The sequence below is a fragment of the Pedobacter montanisoli genome (genome assembly GCF_022809115.1).
GTDB lineage: Bacteria > Bacteroidota > Bacteroidia > Sphingobacteriales > Sphingobacteriaceae > Pedobacter > Pedobacter montanisoli.
Map to the genome: position 1 here is coordinate 92,616 of NZ_JALGBH010000001.1, position 15,908 is coordinate 108,523.

15 protein-coding genes are annotated in these 15,908 nt (G+C 37.8%); 8 read left to right on the forward strand and 7 right to left on the reverse strand.

The window, feature by feature from the left end:
• Positions 1-26: 26 nt before the first annotated feature.
• A complete protein-coding gene (locus tag MMF97_RS00420) occupies positions 27-1,985 on the reverse strand; it encodes a beta-N-acetylhexosaminidase (RefSeq protein ID WP_243357515.1) in 1,959 nt (652 codons plus the stop codon).
• 193 nt (positions 1,986-2,178) lie between these two features.
• Here MMF97_RS00420 and MMF97_RS00425 point away from each other — a divergent pair, with 193 nt between their 5' ends.
• On the forward strand, positions 2,179-2,796 hold the full coding sequence (locus MMF97_RS00425; RefSeq protein ID WP_243357516.1) for a porin family protein: 618 nt from the start codon (positions 2,179-2,181) through the stop codon (positions 2,794-2,796).
• A gap of 62 nt (positions 2,797-2,858) precedes the next feature.
• Entirely contained in the window at positions 2,859-3,236 is a 378-nt protein-coding gene (locus MMF97_RS00430) for a DUF423 domain-containing protein (protein WP_243357517.1), read from the forward strand.
• 32 nt (positions 3,237-3,268) lie between these two features.
• Here MMF97_RS00430 and MMF97_RS00435 read toward each other — a convergent pair whose 3' ends face one another.
• The 4 genes from MMF97_RS00435 to kbl form a co-directional block, all read right to left on the reverse strand.
• Entirely contained in the window at positions 3,269-3,844 is a 576-nt protein-coding gene (locus MMF97_RS00435) for a TetR/AcrR family transcriptional regulator (protein WP_243357518.1), read from the reverse strand.
• Complete coding sequence (locus MMF97_RS00440; protein WP_243357519.1) at positions 3,844-4,248, reverse strand: Rieske (2Fe-2S) protein; 405 nt, start codon at positions 4,246-4,248, stop codon at positions 3,844-3,846. The genes MMF97_RS00435 and MMF97_RS00440 overlap by 1 nt, the downstream gene beginning before the upstream one ends.
• 1 nt (position 4,249) lies before the next feature.
• Positions 4,250-5,290, reverse strand: coding sequence for a phenylalanine--tRNA ligase subunit alpha (gene pheS / locus MMF97_RS00445; RefSeq protein WP_243357520.1), 1,041 nt, complete (start codon positions 5,288-5,290; stop codon positions 4,250-4,252).
• Between the two features lie 312 nt (positions 5,291-5,602).
• Positions 5,603-6,793: a glycine C-acetyltransferase gene (kbl, locus tag MMF97_RS00450; protein ID WP_243357521.1), complete on the reverse strand. Its 1,191-nt coding sequence runs from the start codon at positions 6,791-6,793 to the stop codon at positions 5,603-5,605.
• Positions 6,794-6,909: 116 nt separating this feature from the next.
• Here kbl and MMF97_RS00455 point away from each other — a divergent pair, with 116 nt between their 5' ends.
• The 4 genes from MMF97_RS00455 (at position 6,910) to MMF97_RS00470 (ending at position 11,430) form a co-directional block, all read left to right on the forward strand.
• Positions 6,910-9,366 carry a DUF5686 and carboxypeptidase regulatory-like domain-containing protein gene (locus MMF97_RS00455; RefSeq protein WP_243357522.1) on the forward strand — a complete coding sequence of 819 codons (2,457 nt, stop codon included), beginning with the start codon at positions 6,910-6,912 and terminating at the stop codon, positions 9,364-9,366.
• A gap of 217 nt (positions 9,367-9,583) precedes the next feature.
• Positions 9,584-10,513, forward strand: a complete 930-nt coding sequence (gene trhO / locus MMF97_RS00460) for an oxygen-dependent tRNA uridine(34) hydroxylase TrhO (RefSeq protein ID WP_243357523.1) — start codon at positions 9,584-9,586, stop codon at positions 10,511-10,513.
• Positions 10,514-10,885 (forward strand): DMT family protein, encoded by a 372-nt coding sequence (locus MMF97_RS00465; protein WP_262916079.1) that lies wholly within the window; start codon positions 10,514-10,516, stop codon positions 10,883-10,885.
• A gap of 86 nt (positions 10,886-10,971) precedes the next feature.
• On the forward strand, positions 10,972-11,430 hold the full coding sequence (locus tag MMF97_RS00470; RefSeq protein WP_243357525.1) for a DUF1569 domain-containing protein: 459 nt from the start codon (positions 10,972-10,974) through the stop codon (positions 11,428-11,430).
• Between the two features lie 134 nt (positions 11,431-11,564).
• Here the strand turns inward: MMF97_RS00470 and MMF97_RS00475 are convergent, their stop codons facing one another.
• Both MMF97_RS00475 and MMF97_RS00480 read right to left on the reverse strand, forming a co-directional pair.
• Positions 11,565-12,293, reverse strand: coding sequence for a YebC/PmpR family DNA-binding transcriptional regulator (locus tag MMF97_RS00475; protein ID WP_243357526.1), 729 nt, complete (start codon positions 12,291-12,293; stop codon positions 11,565-11,567).
• A gap of 57 nt (positions 12,294-12,350) precedes the next feature.
• Positions 12,351-13,295 (reverse strand): NAD-dependent epimerase/dehydratase family protein, encoded by a 945-nt coding sequence (locus tag MMF97_RS00480; protein WP_243357527.1) that lies wholly within the window; start codon positions 13,293-13,295, stop codon positions 12,351-12,353.
• Positions 13,296-13,587: 292 nt separating this feature from the next.
• Here MMF97_RS00480 and MMF97_RS00485 point away from each other — a divergent pair, with 292 nt between their 5' ends.
• Both MMF97_RS00485 and MMF97_RS00490 read left to right on the forward strand, forming a co-directional pair.
• Entirely contained in the window at positions 13,588-14,172 is a 585-nt protein-coding gene (locus tag MMF97_RS00485) for a gluconate 2-dehydrogenase subunit 3 family protein (protein ID WP_243357528.1), read from the forward strand.
• 27 nt (positions 14,173-14,199) lie between these two features.
• Positions 14,200-15,900, forward strand: a complete 1,701-nt coding sequence (locus tag MMF97_RS00490) for a GMC oxidoreductase (protein ID WP_243357529.1) — start codon at positions 14,200-14,202, stop codon at positions 15,898-15,900.
• Positions 15,901-15,908 lie beyond the last annotated feature (8 nt).

Genomic DNA, 15,908 nt, shown 5'->3' on the forward strand with positions numbered 1-15,908 from the left:
CTGTATTTATTGTTACAAGCTCCGGTTTATTTCTTTCCAGCCCTTTTGTTCAATTCGTCAACAGGCATAGTCAGCATACGTCCTACAGGCTCTTTTCCTCGGTAAGTGATCACTTTTAAAAGACTTGCATCAATTGGAACAACCAAGGGCTCTTTATATTTAGGATAGAAACGGTCAGGCTCAGAATTGTCAAAACTGTAGTAAATATCCAAACCTTCAATCTCTGTATTCAGTGTAACCAACAAGTTCTTATCTCCAGATCTTCTTACGTTAAAAATAGGGTCGTAAACTGCTTTAGAGTATTTGGTATCTGCTTCATCTAAACGTTTAAAGTGCTGCTCTGTACGGGCTATAAAATTATTCCAATTTTTCTTCTCTTTTGGCGACCATACCGATTCTGCTATAGCAAAAGCTCGTGGCCATACCATATATTCTACCTGCCTGATGTTGTAGATCTGCTCTGTCCATAGGTTTCCCTGTCCACCTAAAATGTATTTAGGGTCCACGCCTTCGGGTACTGGCTCAAATTCATACACTTTGCTCAAACGTAAAGATGCATATACTTTAGGCTCTGATATGGCATCGCCCTGCATATAATCTAGATATACAAATTCTGCCGGCGACATTACCACCTCGTGCTTAGTTTGAGCAGCTTGTTTACCATATTTGGTGCTACGCCAGTTCATGATAGCTGTACTTTGCTCTATTTTGCCTTCCAACACCTCATCCCATGCCATCATTTTCTTGCCGTATTTATTTACGATTTTCTCTAAACGTCGTTCAAAATAACCTTGTACTTCGGGCATGGTTTTCAGTCCTTCACGCTTCATCAAATCGGTTATTGCCGGATTTTTTTCCCAGAAATTATGCGGTGCTTCATCGCCTCCCATGTGGATATACTGGAAAGGAAATAATTGTGCCAGTTGCGAAACTACAGTATCTAAGAACACATAAACCTTTTCATTTGCCGGACACAGCGTATTATCTACCAATGCAATGGGTGGTGCGCCACGGCTCCAGTCCATTATACGTTCGCCACTCCGTACTTTGTAATTAACCGCATCTGGCGTACATGAAAGCTCAGGATATGATGCAATCGCTGCCAGACTATGCCCTGGTACATCCACCTCAGGCATGATATCCACAAAGCGTTCTTTAGCATACGCAATCAGTTCTTTAATATCTTCCTGTGTATAAAAACCTCCGTAATCACGGGCTTCGTCTGGTTTTGGTGGAATAAAAGCACCGAACGACCCTGTTCTCTTTACATTCCAGGCACCCACTTCTGTTAATTTAGGATAGCCTTTTATCTCGATGCGCCAGCCTTCATCATCAGTAAGGTGGAAATGAAGCAAATTGTATTTATAACGTACCATGTTATCGATAAACTGTTTCACTTCGTCTTTGGTAAAGAAATGGCGTACCACATCAAACATCATTCCTCTCCACTTTAAACGTGGATAATCTGTAATATCTGCACAAGGTATTTTCCAACTGATGTCTTTTACCGTTTCTTTACTTTCTATTTCTTTGGGCAATAACTGCAATAAACTTTGCACACCATAAAAAATACCTGCAGGTTGGTTGGCCGTAATAATGATCTGGTAAGGTGTAACTGATAAACGATAACCTTCACTGCCAATAAGGGCATCTGTTTTCTCTGTTAGTAAAAGTTTAATGGTTGTGCCATTATGGGCAGATACGGTTGTTGTACCTACATAATATCCTGTTGCCGTGGCAATACGCTCCTGTAAAAATGTGGTACTTTGCTTAACCTCCAAAGGCTTATTTGCATAAATCAACACATTTTCGGGTAGTGTAAAATGACCTCCCTTTTTATCTATAGATACCGGTTCTGGTATAATAGCTATTTCTGTATTGAGGTGTGAAGCTGCTGCATTAACGCTTTCTCTTTCTCCGTCTTTTGTTTGCGCAAAAGCTGATGTGGTAAGTGTTAAGAATACGAAAGGCAAAATAAATTTCATTTCAGGGTTCTTTTATGGCGTGTGATCGGTTGTTGTTAAATAAGGCTAAAATATTAATATTTCCCGATTTAAATACTACAATCGTTACAGAAAGGCTCTTTATTCGTTTAAAAACAAAAAATTTACAGTCTTTTTTAGCTCGGGCTCATTTAATTGCGTTTTTTTGTTGAAACTACTTTTAGATAATGTAATTATGAAAAAAACTTTCCTTACTCTTTCTTTCGCAATCCTTTTTGTTTTAAATGCATTTAGCCAGGTTTCTTATGGTGTACACGCAGGTATAAGCGTTTACAAAGTAAAAGATTTTATAGCCGATAATGCATTAGCAGGTTTTACCGGGGGTGTGCATGCGCAGGTTTCTATAGCCAAATCTTTTGTAATACAACCAGAAGTAAATTTTCAGATGCAGGGCAGCCGCTATAATTACCTTGGTTTTATGGGCGACATAGCAAATGTTGAATTTGAAGACTCTTATCGCTTTAATTATTTGAACATCCCTATATTAATAAAATACCAAATTCCTACTACAACACTTAATGTTTTTGCGGGACCCCAGAATGGTTTCTTATTAAGCGCTAAACATAGATCTACACCTAAAGATTTTGAAACTCATACTTATGATGTAAAGGATCAGATGAATAGTTATACTTTTTCAGGAGTTTACGGAATTGGATGGGATTTCCCTCAACCAAATAACCATAAAATCAGCTTAGAAGCTAGATATTCTAATGATTTTACCAAATTAGAAAAAGCTGCTTCTTCCAACGCAAAAAACCATGGTTTTTCTTTTATGCTGGCCTATACTTTCTAATTTTTACTTTAACAGGATACAGTACTTTTAACCTTAAGCGGTTTTATTTTAATTTTGTTGACATGAACAATTGGGCAATTTTAACCGGGGCCGCTTTTGGTGCTTTAGCTATAATTTTAGGTGCATTTGGCGCACATGCTTTAAAGAAAGTGTTAACAGAAGATAAATTAGCTTCTTTTGAAACAGGGGTAAAATATCAGCTATACAACGCCTTGTTTTTACTGATTATAGGCTTTAATGCAGATTTTAGCCTTAAAGCTGTACAATGGAGCTTTTATCTGGTAAGCACAGGTACATTGCTATTTTCTGTTAGCATTTACCTGTTATCATTGGCGCAGCCGCTCAAAACCAATATGAGATTTTTAGGTCCTGTTACGCCTTTAGGTGGTTTAATGATGATTGCCGGGTGGGTCTGTTTGATTGTTTCAGCGATTAATTAATCTGGAAAAATAACTTATTGATTTTTAAAAATTTAAATAGCTGCTTTTACCAAGTACGGTAAAATCTCATTCTGAAAAGCTACAAAGTTCTTTCTTACATCAGAATCACTAACAGATGTGAATGCAAAAGAGAAAACAATACTCTTACTTGCCTTTAACAGGAAAGCCAGTCCATCTCTGCGTGAAGGGTTATTTTTAAAATGATCCAATTCCAAATACGCCGAAAGCAATAAAGCCTCCAACTGATCTGATAAGTGTTTTAGAAATTCTTGTGAGTTTGCATTTTCGCGAACAAAATCCCACCCTATAAACTCATTACAAACTGTAAACGTTAATCTACAAGTTTTCATTACAAGTACCTTAAGATGTTCTACCTCGTTGCTGTGCTGCGCTTTATTGTTTAGAATTTCGCGAAGGTTAACATTTAGATAATCCATTAAGATGGCATCTAAAATCTGTTCCTTACTTTCAAAATATTTGTAAATGGTAGCTTTGGCTACTCTTGCTTTTTTAGCAATTTCATTAACACTGGTTTTATGGTAACCGTATTTTCTGAATAGCTCTTTGGCCGATCTTACAATACTTTCTTTAATTTTTTCTGGTTCCATTAATTTCTTACTGAGAGGTTACCGCCTGCAATAACAACCGAATACTTTTTTAAAGACCTTTCTGCTGGCCATTTTTGAGGGCTACCATCAAGTAATAAAAATTTACCGTCAGAGCATGGATCTGTAGCCGTAATGCCACTATCATCTGGTATAACGGCACAAGCCTTTTCTGGATTTACTGTACTGCAACGATCAAATGCTACATAAGCACCTGTAGGCGTTCTAACAATCATTAAACCTGCAACACCATAGTTTGGCACCAATAACACATTGTTTTTGGCATAAATTCCAAATTCTTGTAATGTTACATCATATCTTACTGGATAATCAGGCACGAAATTCTCTTCTTTTCCGCAAGATGCGAAGAGGAAAAATATGATTATTATGCCTAAAACCCTCTTCATTTTATATTATTGCAGATTTATATTGCTTCAAGAAACGTACATCATTCTCTGAGAACAACCTCAGATCTTTGATCTCATATTTTAAATTTGCAATACGTTCTATCCCCATTCCAAATGCGAAACCGCTGTATTTCTTACTGTCTATACCGCAGTTCTCCAATACATTAGGATCAACCATACCACAGCCCAAAATTTCTACCCATCCGCTGTACTTACACATTTGGCAACCTGCTCCTTTACAAATTGAACATGAAACATCCATCTCTGCAGATGGTTCTGTGAACGGGAAATATGAAGGACGGAAACGTACTTTTGTACCTTCACCGTACAACTCCTGTACAAAATAATATAAAGTCTGCTTTAAATCGGCAAATGATACATTTTCATCAACATAAAGACCTTCTACCTGATGGAAAAAGCAATGTGCCCTTGCAGAAATGGCTTCATTACGGTACACACGACCAGGCATTAAAGCCCTAAAAGGCGGCTGACCAGCCTCCATCATGCGCACCTGAACCGATGAAGTATGTGTACGTAAGGCAATATCTCCTTTTTCTCCACCTTTTTTAATGAAAAAAGTATCCTGCATATCACGTGCCGGATGCTCTTCAGGAAAATTAAGTGCAGAGAAATTGTGCCAATCATCTTCAATTTCAGGACCCTCGGCTACGCTAAAACCCAGTTTATTAAAAATCTCAATGATTTCTCTTCTTACCAGAGCCAAAGGATGTCTTGTTCCTATTTCAAAACCTTCGCCCGGAAGGGTCAGGTCTAACTGGTCTGCGTTACTTTTTTCTGCAGATGCCTGTGTTACTTCGGCAAGGCTCTGGTATTTTTGCTCAGCAAGCTGTTTGAATTGGTTCAATACTTTCCCCAAAGTTCTTTTCTCTTCGGGAGAAACAGCTTTAAATTCATCAAAAACATCCTTGATAATACCTTTGGTTCCTAAAAAACGAATACGGAATTTCTCCAGTTCGTCGGCCTTATCAGTATTAAAAGCGTTTATTTCTGCAGTATATTGGTCTATTTTATGTTGTAACATATGGCCAAATATACATCATTTTATCTTTTTATTTTGTCAGCCCGAGTTCAAAAACTTACATATTAGCCAGTTAAACAAATAAAACATACCCACCTGTTATAAAAAATAGCTTTTGTAATTATCGTTTTTCAACGTTATTTATCAGAAAAATATATTGGCAAAGAGAGTTCTTTGTGTAGAAGAAATAAAAAGGGCATCTAAAAAGCGTTACGTCGTTCCATACCTGATGGAACCTTTCTCTAAGATCCTGAAATAAATTCAGGATGACGGGACTAACTTTAGATGCCCTCTTACGGAATCTGAAATACCGGATTATTTGATTACACCTAATTCTTTGCCCACTTTGGTAAAGGCAGCAATCGCTTTATCTAGATGATGTTGCTCATGCGCAGCAGAAAGTTGCACCCTGATACGGGCTTTACCTTGTGGCACCACCGGATAAAAGAACCCGATTACATAAATACCCTCATCCAACATTCTTGCTGCAAATTCCTGCGCTACTTTGGCATCATACAACATTACCGGAACAATGGGGTGAAAGCCAGATTTAATATCAAAACCAGCTTCGGTCATTTTTTCACGGAAATATTTTGTGTTATATTCTAATTTATCTCTCAGTTCAGTGGTTTCGCTCAGCATATCTAAAACAGCAACAGAAGCACCTGCAATTGCCGGAGCTAAAGTATTTGAAAATAGATACGGACGTGAACGTTGACGCAACATCTCAATAATTTCTTTACGACCAGAAGTAAACCCACCTGAAGCACCGCCCAACGCTTTACCCAATGTACCTGTAATGATATCTATGCGGCCCATTACATTAAAATGCTCGTGCGTACCTCTTCCGGTTTTACCAATAAAACCAGAACAGTGCGATTCATCGATCATTACCAATGCTTCATATTTATCTGCTAGATCACAAATCTTATCTAAAGGAGCTACGGCACCATCCATAGAAAAAGCACCATCAGTAACAATTAATCTATGGCGACAGTTCTTAGCCGCAATCAATTGTTGCTCCAAATCTGCCATATCGCAGTTTTTATAACGAAAACGTTGCGCTTTACATAAACGCACCCCGTCTATAATAGAAGCGTGGTTCAGTTCATCTGAGATAATGGCATCTTCCGCACCTAAAAGTGGTTCAAAAACACCCCCATTGGCATCAAAAGCAGCCGCATATAAAATCGTATCTTCTGTACCTAAAAATTCAGCAATCTTGGCTTCAAGTTCTTTATGCACATCCTGCGTACCACAAATAAAACGTACCGAAGACATCCCATAGCCATGTTTATCCAGCGCTTCTTTGGCAGCCTGCAAAACTTTGGGATGCGATGAAAGGCCTAAGTAATTATTGGCACAAAAATTAACGACTTCTGCACCTGTGCTCACTTTAATATCGGCACCTTGCGGAGTTACGATTATTCTCTCTTTTTTGTATAGCCCGGCCTTTTCAATTTCTTCGAGCTCTTTTTGTAATACGGGTTGTAATGTTTTGTACATGATGTTTTTATTTTTAGCCTTTAGGGCACAGCACAAATATAGTATTTTGCCAATTAACAAACTTTAACAACCAGTTTCTATGATCTTTTACCTAATTTAGTTTCATAAAACTATTTATGACAAAGACCTTAAAGCTATTTGCTGCGCTTCTTTTTTGGGCTAATTTATGTATTGCACAACAGTTTAGTATTACAGGAAAAATTACCGATAAAGAAGGTCTTGCCATTCCCTTTGCCTCTGTCATTATCAAAAATACCAGCAAAGGTGTTTCGGCAAATGAGCAGGGTATTTACAGCATTAAAACCGATCATACCGAAATTACATTGGTATTTAAGGCCATTGGATATAAAAACAACGAAAAACAGCTACAGCTTACCTCAGCACCCACAACTCTTAACTGTGTATTGGAAGCTGAGCAATACACTTTGAACAGTGTTACCATTAAAGCCGGAGGCGAAGACCCTGCTTACAGGATTATACGTGAGACCATAAAAAAACGCAAGTATCACCTGAACGAGGTAAACTCATACAGCAGAGATGTTTATATTAAAGGCTTACAAAAACTGGTTGGTGCGCCTAAAAAATTCTTTGGTAGAGATATTCAAAAAATGCTCAGTTTAGATACCAATCGCAGTGGTATTTTATATCTTTCAGAATCGCAATCGCATTATTATTTTGAAAAACCCAATAAGATAAAGGAAGAGATGTTTTCTTCTAAGGTATCGGGCAGAAATAATGCTTTCAGTTACAACAAAGCCTCAGATCTGCAAATTAATTTCTATGATAATCTTCTGTTAGAAAGTTCGGGACTGAGCTCAAGAAGCTTTGTATCACCTATTGCTGATAATGCCTTGTTCTACTATAATTATAAGTTATTGGGCAGCAGTAATGAAAACAATGTAATCATTCATAAAATAGCGGTTGAACCTAAGCGTAAGAATGACCCTGCTTTTAGGGGAATCGTATATATTGCCGATGAGCTGTGGCGTTTAACAGGCGTAAATGTAAACCTAACTTCTGATGCGGGCATTAACTTGCTCGATACGTTAAATATTACCCAGCAATTTGTAAAAGTTGATCAATTCTATATGCCTTCTACCATACAATTTGGCTTTAACGGCAATGTTTTAGGCTTTAAATTTAAAGGCTATTATGTAGGGATGTTCAGCAATTATACCGTAAACCAAAAATTTCCTAAAGATTTCTTTAGCTCAGAGATTTTAAAGATTACCAAAGCCGTTAACAAGAAAGATTCTTTGTATTGGGCAGAAAACCGTCCCATACCTTTAACACAGGAGGAAAAACTGGACTATAAGAAAAAAGACAGTATTGCAGTTTTAAAGGAATCGAAACATTATCTGGATTCTGTTGAAAAGGCCAATAACAACTTTACCTTAGGCAAAATACTGATTACCAGTTACAGTCACAATAACCGGTATGAGAAAACGCGTTATGATTTTGATCCGCTTATACGTTCTGTGCTTTTTAATACCGTAGAAGGATTTGCGCTAAAATACGGCGTAACTTTTACCAAACGACTGGAAGATAGGAAATATTATTCAATACGTCCTGATGTAAGGTATGGCTTTGCTAATAAAACTTTTACAGCCAGTTTAAGTGGTAATTTTTATTATGATCCGGTAAAAAGAGCTCAGATAGGTGGAAGTTTTGGTTCATCCATTAGCGACCTGAACAATTATGGAAGCATGGATCTTTTATCAAACAGTATCAACTCTTTGGTTTTTGAAACCAATCTTTCTAAATTTTACAAGAAAGAATTTGGCGATGTGTATGCAACTCGCGAGCTGGCCAATGGTTTGCAAGCTTATTTAAGTTTATCGTTTGCCAATAATCATGCGTTGATTAACCATTCTAATACAAAGATCAGGGATATAGCAGATAAGGAATATACTTCTAACAATCCTTTTACACCTGATACAGAAACTTACCTGTTTCCTGATTACAGATCGGCAAAGATTACAGCTCAGTTAAGTTATACTTTTGGCCAAAAATACATTACCCGTCCTGATGGTAAGTTTTATACCGAATCTAAGTACCCAAGAATAACTGTAGAATACCGAAAAGGTATTAAAAACCTTTTCAACAGTGATGTAGATTATGATTTTATTTCGGCAGAGATTTCTAAAGATAATATCAGCTCGGGGCTTTGGGGCTATTCTTCATTTGCCATAGGTGGAGGTACGTTTTTAAACAACAACAGTGTATTTTATCCTGATTTCAAACATTTCAGAGGCAACAAATCATTGGTATTCCCTCCTAACCTCAGAAAGTTCAGGTATCTTGATTTTTATCTATATAGTACGTCTAAGCATTATTTTGAAGCGCATTACGAACATAATTTTGCTGGTTTTATTACCAATAAAATTCCTTTGTTACGTAAGCTTAAGCTCGAAGAATATGTTGGTGTAAACTTTTTAACCCAACCCGACAAGCGAAATTATACCGAGTTTTTCTTTGGTCTGCAACGTTTATTATTTAGCGTGAGTTATGGCTACGCTTACGATGGTAATAAGAAAGTTCAGCAAGGTTTCCGTATAGCTTATGGGTTTTAAAAACTGTTCAGATTTTTATTTAAAATGTACGTCTTGCTGAATTTATTTCAGCATCTATTACAGTAGACCCTGAAACCAGTTCAGGGTAACGGCATAAAATCGCAAGAAAAATTAAATAACCTCTAAAAATGATTGGCATCACATTGTATTTACTTTAATTCATTTTATTTATCTTTGCAGCACATTAAACGCCGTTTACAGCGGTATCAATGAAGCTATGAAATATAACACCTTACTTTATTACTGCTATTCGCCTATAGCAGATGCTGAACAATTTGCAGCAGATCATTTAAAATTTTGTAAATCATTAAATTTAGTTGGCCGTATCATCGTGGCAGACGAAGGATTGAACGGTACCGTTTCGGGCACAGCAGAAGCTTGTAAAGCTTATATGGAACATATACATGCCGATGAACGCTTTGCCAAAACAGAATTTAAGATAGATGAGGTTGAAGAACCTTCGTTCATTAAAATGCACTGCCGTTATAAGCAAGAAATTGTACACTCAGGCTTAAGAGACACTTCTATTATCGATCCGAATAAACAAACCGGCAAGCATTTAGAGCCCAAAGAGTTTAGCGAGATGATGCATGATGAAGATGTGGTTGTTTTAGATGTAAGATCTAATTACGAACATAACTTAGGCAAATTTAAAAACGCAGTTACCTTAGATATAGATAATTTCAGGGATTTTCCTGATCAGATTGAAGCTTTAGCTCAATATAAAGACAAAAAGGTTTTAACCTACTGTACAGGTGGTATCAAATGTGAAAAAGCATCGGCCTTACTTTTACATCATGGTTTTACAGATGTTTACCAGTTACATGGCGGTATCATCAAATATGGTAAAGAAGCTGGTGGTAAAGATTTTGAAGGCAAATGTTATGTATTTGATAACCGTATTGCCGTAGATGTAAACTCGGTAAACCCACAGGTAATCAGTAAATGTTTGAATTGCGGCATTACTACGCCAAAAATGATCAATTGCGCCAATCCTGAGTGCAATGAGCACTTTACACAATGCGATGAATGTGGCGAAAAAATGCAGGGTTGTTGTTCTGCTGCCTGTATGGAACATCCTCGTCGCCGACCATATGATGGTACCGGATATTACGTAAAAGTACCACAACCTTTAGCAAGCAAATAAATGCGGGCCATTTTTACTATTGTTTTCCTAATGATCTCAAATACCTTCATGACACTGGCATGGTATGGTCATTTGCGGTTCAAGGATATGGAATGGAGTAAAAATTTAGGTCTTCTCAGCATTATTGCAATAAGCTGGGGTATCGCGCTGTTCGAGTACATTTTTCAGGTACCCGCAAACAAATATGGCTTTAAAGAGAACGGAGGACCTTTTAGTTTAATGCAATTAAAGGTATTGCAGGAAGCGATCTCAATAAGTGTTTTCCTCATCTTTTCTATTTTACTATTTAAAACAGAGAAAATAGCCTGGAACCATTATGTAGCATTTTGCCTCATCATCCTGGCTGTTTTCTTTGCTTTCATCAAAAAGTAACCTTCTTCCAAGCAGTTTACAAAAATTAACATTTAATCCATTGTCTGCGCACAAAAAATAGCTTAGCTTAGCTAAAAAACTATTTTATGGATTTACCTAATATTTTTACCAAAGAGGTATCAGAACAAGTTATCAATCGTATAAACCAGTTGCAAAACAGTTCGCAACCTTTATGGGGCAAAATGAACGTAGCGCAGATGCTGGCACATTGCTGCGTAACTTATGAAATGATCTATACAGACAAACATCCAAAACCCAATTTTTTAATGGGCTTTATGTTAAAGAAGTTTGCTAAAAAATATGTGGTAAGCGATAAGCCCTTTCCAAAAAACGCTAAAACAGCTCCTGTTTTTATCATCAGTGATGAAAGAGAATTTGAAGGTGAAAAACACCGTTTGATTGAGTATATCCGCCAAACCCAAATATTAGGTGAATATGCTTTTGATGGTAAGCTTTCTCATTCTTTCGGAGAACTGGATGCCAATGAATGGAACAATATGTTCTACAAACATTTAGACCACCACCTTAATCAGTTTGGAGCATAAAAAAGAGGCTGCTTGAGAAGGTAATCGTCATTCCGTGCTTGATACGGAATCTTGTGAATCAGATCCTGAAACGAGTTCAGGATGACGAATAAGCAGCTTTTCAAACAGCCTCAAATATTTTTAATGATCGGAGCTTATTCGGCCATATTATGGTAAACAGCCTGAACGTCATCATCCTCTTCAAGCTTATCTATCAGTTTCAATACATCAGCAGCCTGCTCTTCAGAAACCGGATGATGAGATAAAGCAATACGCTCTAATTTAGAACTTTTTAATTCGATACCTTTTTCTTCAAGTGCCTTTTGTAAAGAACCAAAACTCTCAAAAGCACCTTGCGCTACTACAATATCATTACCCTCTTCATCAGCTTCAACATAAAGTTCTTCCAAACCTGCATCAATCAGTTCAAATTCTAATTCTTCTAGATCAAGCTCATCAGTAGGTGCAAATCTGAAAATAGATTTACGGTTAAACACAAAATCCAAAGAGCCCGTTTTACCTAAAGCACCTCCGGTTTTGTTAAAATAACTACGCACATTGGCAACCGTACGGTTGGTATTATCAGTAGCAGTTTCTATCAACACAGCTACACCATGTGGTGCATATCCTTCATAAACAATCTCCTCATAGTTGGCCATCGATTTATCAGATGCTCTTTTAATTGCCGCATCTACCCTATCTTTAGGCATGTTTACGGCTTTGGCATTCTGTATGGCGGTACGTAAGCGCGAATTGGTTTCGGGATGTGGGCCACCTTCTTTAACAGCAATTACAATATCTTTACCTATACGGGTAAACTGAACGGCCATTTTTGCCCAACGTTTAAATTTTCTTTCTTTTCTAAATTCAAAAGCTCTTCCCATTGTGTTTATATTTTATTCTGAGTGCAAAAAATCACACCTGTTTTTATATTTAGTTTTTTACTTTTTTAAATTATTCAGCATTTCAGTGGTCATTTTGGCCAAGTCAAACTGGGGCTTCCAGTTCCAGTCTTTTACCGCATAAGAATCATCTATAGAACCTGGCCAGCTATTGGCAATGGCTTGTCTTGGATCATTCTCTACATAACCCAATTTAAAATCAGGTAAATGTTTACGTATCTCTGCACCTAACTGTTCAGGCGTAAAACTTACACCTGCCAGGTTATAGCTCGATCTGATCGTGATATTTTCGGCAGGAGCATCCATTAATTCTATGGTTCCCTTAATGGCATCATCCATATACAACATAGGCAATTCGGTTTCTGCAGATAAAAACGAATTGTAACTGTTTTTCATCAATGCATCATGAAAAATATGTACTGCATAATCAGTTGTTCCCCCACCCGGAGCGGCTTTCCAGCTGATCAATCCCGGATAACGGATACTGCGCACATCCAAATTGTATTTCTGGTGATAATATTCACACCAGCGCTCGCCAGCCAGTTTACTAATTCCATAAACCGTATTAGGATCCATGGTACAGAACTGAGGCGTATTGTTTTTTGGAGAATTTGGCCCAAATGCAGCAATAGAACTTGGCCAGTAAACCTTAGCCGTTCTGTAAGCTAATGCAAAATCCAGTACGTTCAAAAGACCGTTCATATTCAGGTCCCAGGCCAATTTAGGGTTTTGCTCGCCCGTTGCCGATAGTAATGCAGCCAATAAGTAAACCTGTGTAGGTTTATATTTTTCAAAAGTGGCTTTTAAGATATCTTTATCTAAAACGTTAACAAATTCAAAAGGCCCGGCATTTTTTATTTCATAATCTGGTCTTCTTATATCGCACGCAACCACTTGATTACTGCCATATGCTTCTCTCAAAGCCGTTACCAGCTCAGTGCCAATCTGTCCGTTTGAACCTAACACTAAAATCGTTTCTTTCATTTATTGCAATGATTTTTCACAAAGGTAAAAAAATGCACCTAATGCACTTAATCAAAATAAATTATCAACTTAATATTTTTAACAACTTAATTTCTTATTATTACGCTTCAATACCAAAAACCACAATACGAAACAAAGTGAAATACAAAATAAAACAAATTCAGCTTTTATTTACATCAGTCTTTAATAGGAATACACATAAAAAGAAATTGCCATTATTTATGTGCGGCTTGAAATAAAATTTAGTAATATTACATAGTGTTATAAACACACCGCTATAAACCTAAAAAAAATGAACAGAAGAGAAGCACTGAAAAATGTTGCTATTTTATTAGGAACCACCATTTCGGCAAGTACCACAACCATACTCTTTGAGAGTTTCACGCTTCCCGAAAATGAAAAAAATGCTGTTGCATTTACCGATGATCAAAAGAAAATTCTGACGGAAATGGCAGAGATCATTATGCCTACAACCAAATCGTCTCCGGGCGCCAAAGCTGCCGGAGTAGGCAAGTTTATCCCGATGATGGTTAACGATTGTTATCCGGCCAAACAACAACAACGTTTTGCAAAAGGATTGAGCGAATTTGAAGAAAGAGCCCAAACCGAATTTGGTAAAAACTTCTTAGCGCTTAACAATACCGAGCGTACTAAAATGCTGATTGATCTTCGATTGGGAGCCATTGCCCAAAAAGAAAGTAAAGATGCGGCAACTGCCGATATTTCTTACTTCTTTACCATTACCCGCGATCTTACCCTTTTAGGTTATTTCGCTTCAGAGATCGGTTGCACGCAGGCTAGGGCTTATTTACCAATTCCCGGGCGTTATGATGGCAATGTGCCATTAAAACCCGGACAAAAATCGTGGGCTACTTAATCATCATAAACCTCAGACTAAAACAACATGAACATAAATACAAACCTTAAAGCAGAAAACACTTACGATGCCATTGTTGTAGGCTCAGGGATAAGTGGTGGTTGGGCAGCAAAAGAACTTACAGAAAAGGGATTAAAAGTATTACTCTTAGAAAGGGGAATGAATATCGAGCACGTAAAAGATTACGATGCTGCAATGAAAAACCCTTGGGATATTAAACATGCCGGTCGTCTTACCGAAGAGATGAAAAGTACGCACCCGGTACAAATGAGGGATTATCCTTATAATGAAGCTACCGAAAAATGGTGGGTTAACGATTTGGAATGTCCTTATACAGAAGTAAAAAGATTTGATTGGTACCGCGGTTTTCACGTTGGTGGTAAATCATTGATGTGGGGCAGGCAGAGTTACCGTTTGAGTGATCATAATTTTGAAGATAATGCAAGAGATGGTCACGGAATAGACTGGCCTATCCGCTATAAAGACCTGGCAAAATGGTACGATTATGCCGAGCGTTTTGCAGGCATTAGCGGTCAGGCAGAAAACTGGCCTCTCCTTCCCGATGGGCAGTTTCTCCCTCCAATGCAGTTAAACTGTGTAGAAAAAAGTGTTAAAGCACGTATAGAAGAACGTTATAACAAGCAAAGAATAATGACCATTGGTCGTGTGGCCAACCTTACGGTTCCGCATAAAGGAAGAGGCAGCTGCCAATACCGAAATCTATGCAGTAGAGGTTGTCCGTTTGGTGCTTATTTTAGTACGCAGTCTTCTACACTGCCAGCCGCAATGGATACAGGCAGATTAACTTTAAGACCTTACTCTATTGTAAATCATATCATTTACGACAAAGACACTAAAAAAGCTAAAGGTGTAATGGTTATTGATGCCGAAACCAATAAAAGCATGGAATTCTATGCCAAACTGGTTTTTGTAAACGGCTCAACTTTGGGTACTACATTTATCTTGCTTAACTCTACTTCAGATGCGCATCCAAATGGTTTGGGTAATGCAAGCGGTCAATTAGGCCACAATTTAATGGATCACCATTTCCGTTGTGGTGCCAGTGGCGAGGCCGAAGGCTTTGACAACAAATATACCTATGGCCGCAGGGCAAACGGTATTTATGTTCCGCGTTACCAGAATTTTGGAAACGATAAACGCGATTATTTAAGAGGATTTGGTTACCAGGGAGGCGCTAGCCGCCAAAACTGGCAGCGTGATGTAGCCGAATTATCATTTGGCGCAGGCTTAAAAGAAAAAATGACCAAACCAGGCAAATGGACCATGGGCTTAGGCGGATTTGGCGAAATGCTTCCTTATTACGAGAACAGGGTTTATATTGACCATTCTAAAAAAGACAAATGGGGTCAGCCGGTATTGGCCATAGATTGCGAATACAAAGAGAACGAAAAGAAAATGCGTATTGATATGATGAACGATGCTGCCGAAATGCTTGAAGCAGCCGGTATCAAAAATATCAAAACCTATGATAATGGTTGTTATCCTGGTATGGCTATCCACGAAATGGGTACCGCAAGAATGGGTAAAGATCCTAAAGAGTCTGTTCTTAACGAATGGAACCAAATGCACGAGGTTAAGAACGTATTTGTTACCGATGGCTCATGTATGCCTTCTATTGGTTGTCAAAACCCATCATTAACATTTATGGCATTAACTGCCCGTGCTGCAGACTATGCAGTTAAAGAACTTAAAAAAGGTAACCTGTAAAAGCTAAA

Excerpts from the sequence above, each read along its gene's own strand:
- MMF97_RS00420 (WP_243357515.1), bottom strand. The coding sequence starts at position 1,985 with ATGAAATTTATTTTGCCTTTCGTATTCTTAACACTTACCACATCAGCT.
- MMF97_RS00425 (WP_243357516.1), top strand. The coding sequence starts at position 2,179 with ATGAAAAAAACTTTCCTTACTCTTTCTTTCGCAATCCTTTTTGTTTTA.
- MMF97_RS00430 (WP_243357517.1), top strand. The coding sequence starts at position 2,859 with ATGAACAATTGGGCAATTTTAACCGGGGCCGCTTTTGGTGCTTTAGCT.
- MMF97_RS00435 (WP_243357518.1), bottom strand. The coding sequence starts at position 3,844 with ATGGAACCAGAAAAAATTAAAGAAAGTATTGTAAGATCGGCCAAAGAG.
- MMF97_RS00440 (WP_243357519.1), bottom strand. The coding sequence starts at position 4,248 with ATGAAGAGGGTTTTAGGCATAATAATCATATTTTTCCTCTTCGCATCT.
- pheS (WP_243357520.1), bottom strand. The coding sequence starts at position 5,290 with ATGTTACAACATAAAATAGACCAATATACTGCAGAAATAAACGCTTTT.
- kbl (WP_243357521.1), bottom strand. The coding sequence starts at position 6,793 with ATGTACAAAACATTACAACCCGTATTACAAAAAGAGCTCGAAGAAATT.
- MMF97_RS00455 (WP_243357522.1), top strand. The coding sequence starts at position 6,910 with ATGACAAAGACCTTAAAGCTATTTGCTGCGCTTCTTTTTTGGGCTAAT.
- trhO (WP_243357523.1), top strand. The coding sequence starts at position 9,584 with ATGAAATATAACACCTTACTTTATTACTGCTATTCGCCTATAGCAGAT.
- MMF97_RS00465 (WP_262916079.1), top strand. The coding sequence starts at position 10,514 with ATGCGGGCCATTTTTACTATTGTTTTCCTAATGATCTCAAATACCTTC.
- MMF97_RS00470 (WP_243357525.1), top strand. The coding sequence starts at position 10,972 with ATGGATTTACCTAATATTTTTACCAAAGAGGTATCAGAACAAGTTATC.
- MMF97_RS00475 (WP_243357526.1), bottom strand. The coding sequence starts at position 12,293 with ATGGGAAGAGCTTTTGAATTTAGAAAAGAAAGAAAATTTAAACGTTGG.
- MMF97_RS00480 (WP_243357527.1), bottom strand. The coding sequence starts at position 13,295 with ATGAAAGAAACGATTTTAGTGTTAGGTTCAAACGGACAGATTGGCACT.
- MMF97_RS00485 (WP_243357528.1), top strand. The coding sequence starts at position 13,588 with ATGAACAGAAGAGAAGCACTGAAAAATGTTGCTATTTTATTAGGAACC.
- MMF97_RS00490 (WP_243357529.1), top strand. The coding sequence starts at position 14,200 with ATGAACATAAATACAAACCTTAAAGCAGAAAACACTTACGATGCCATT.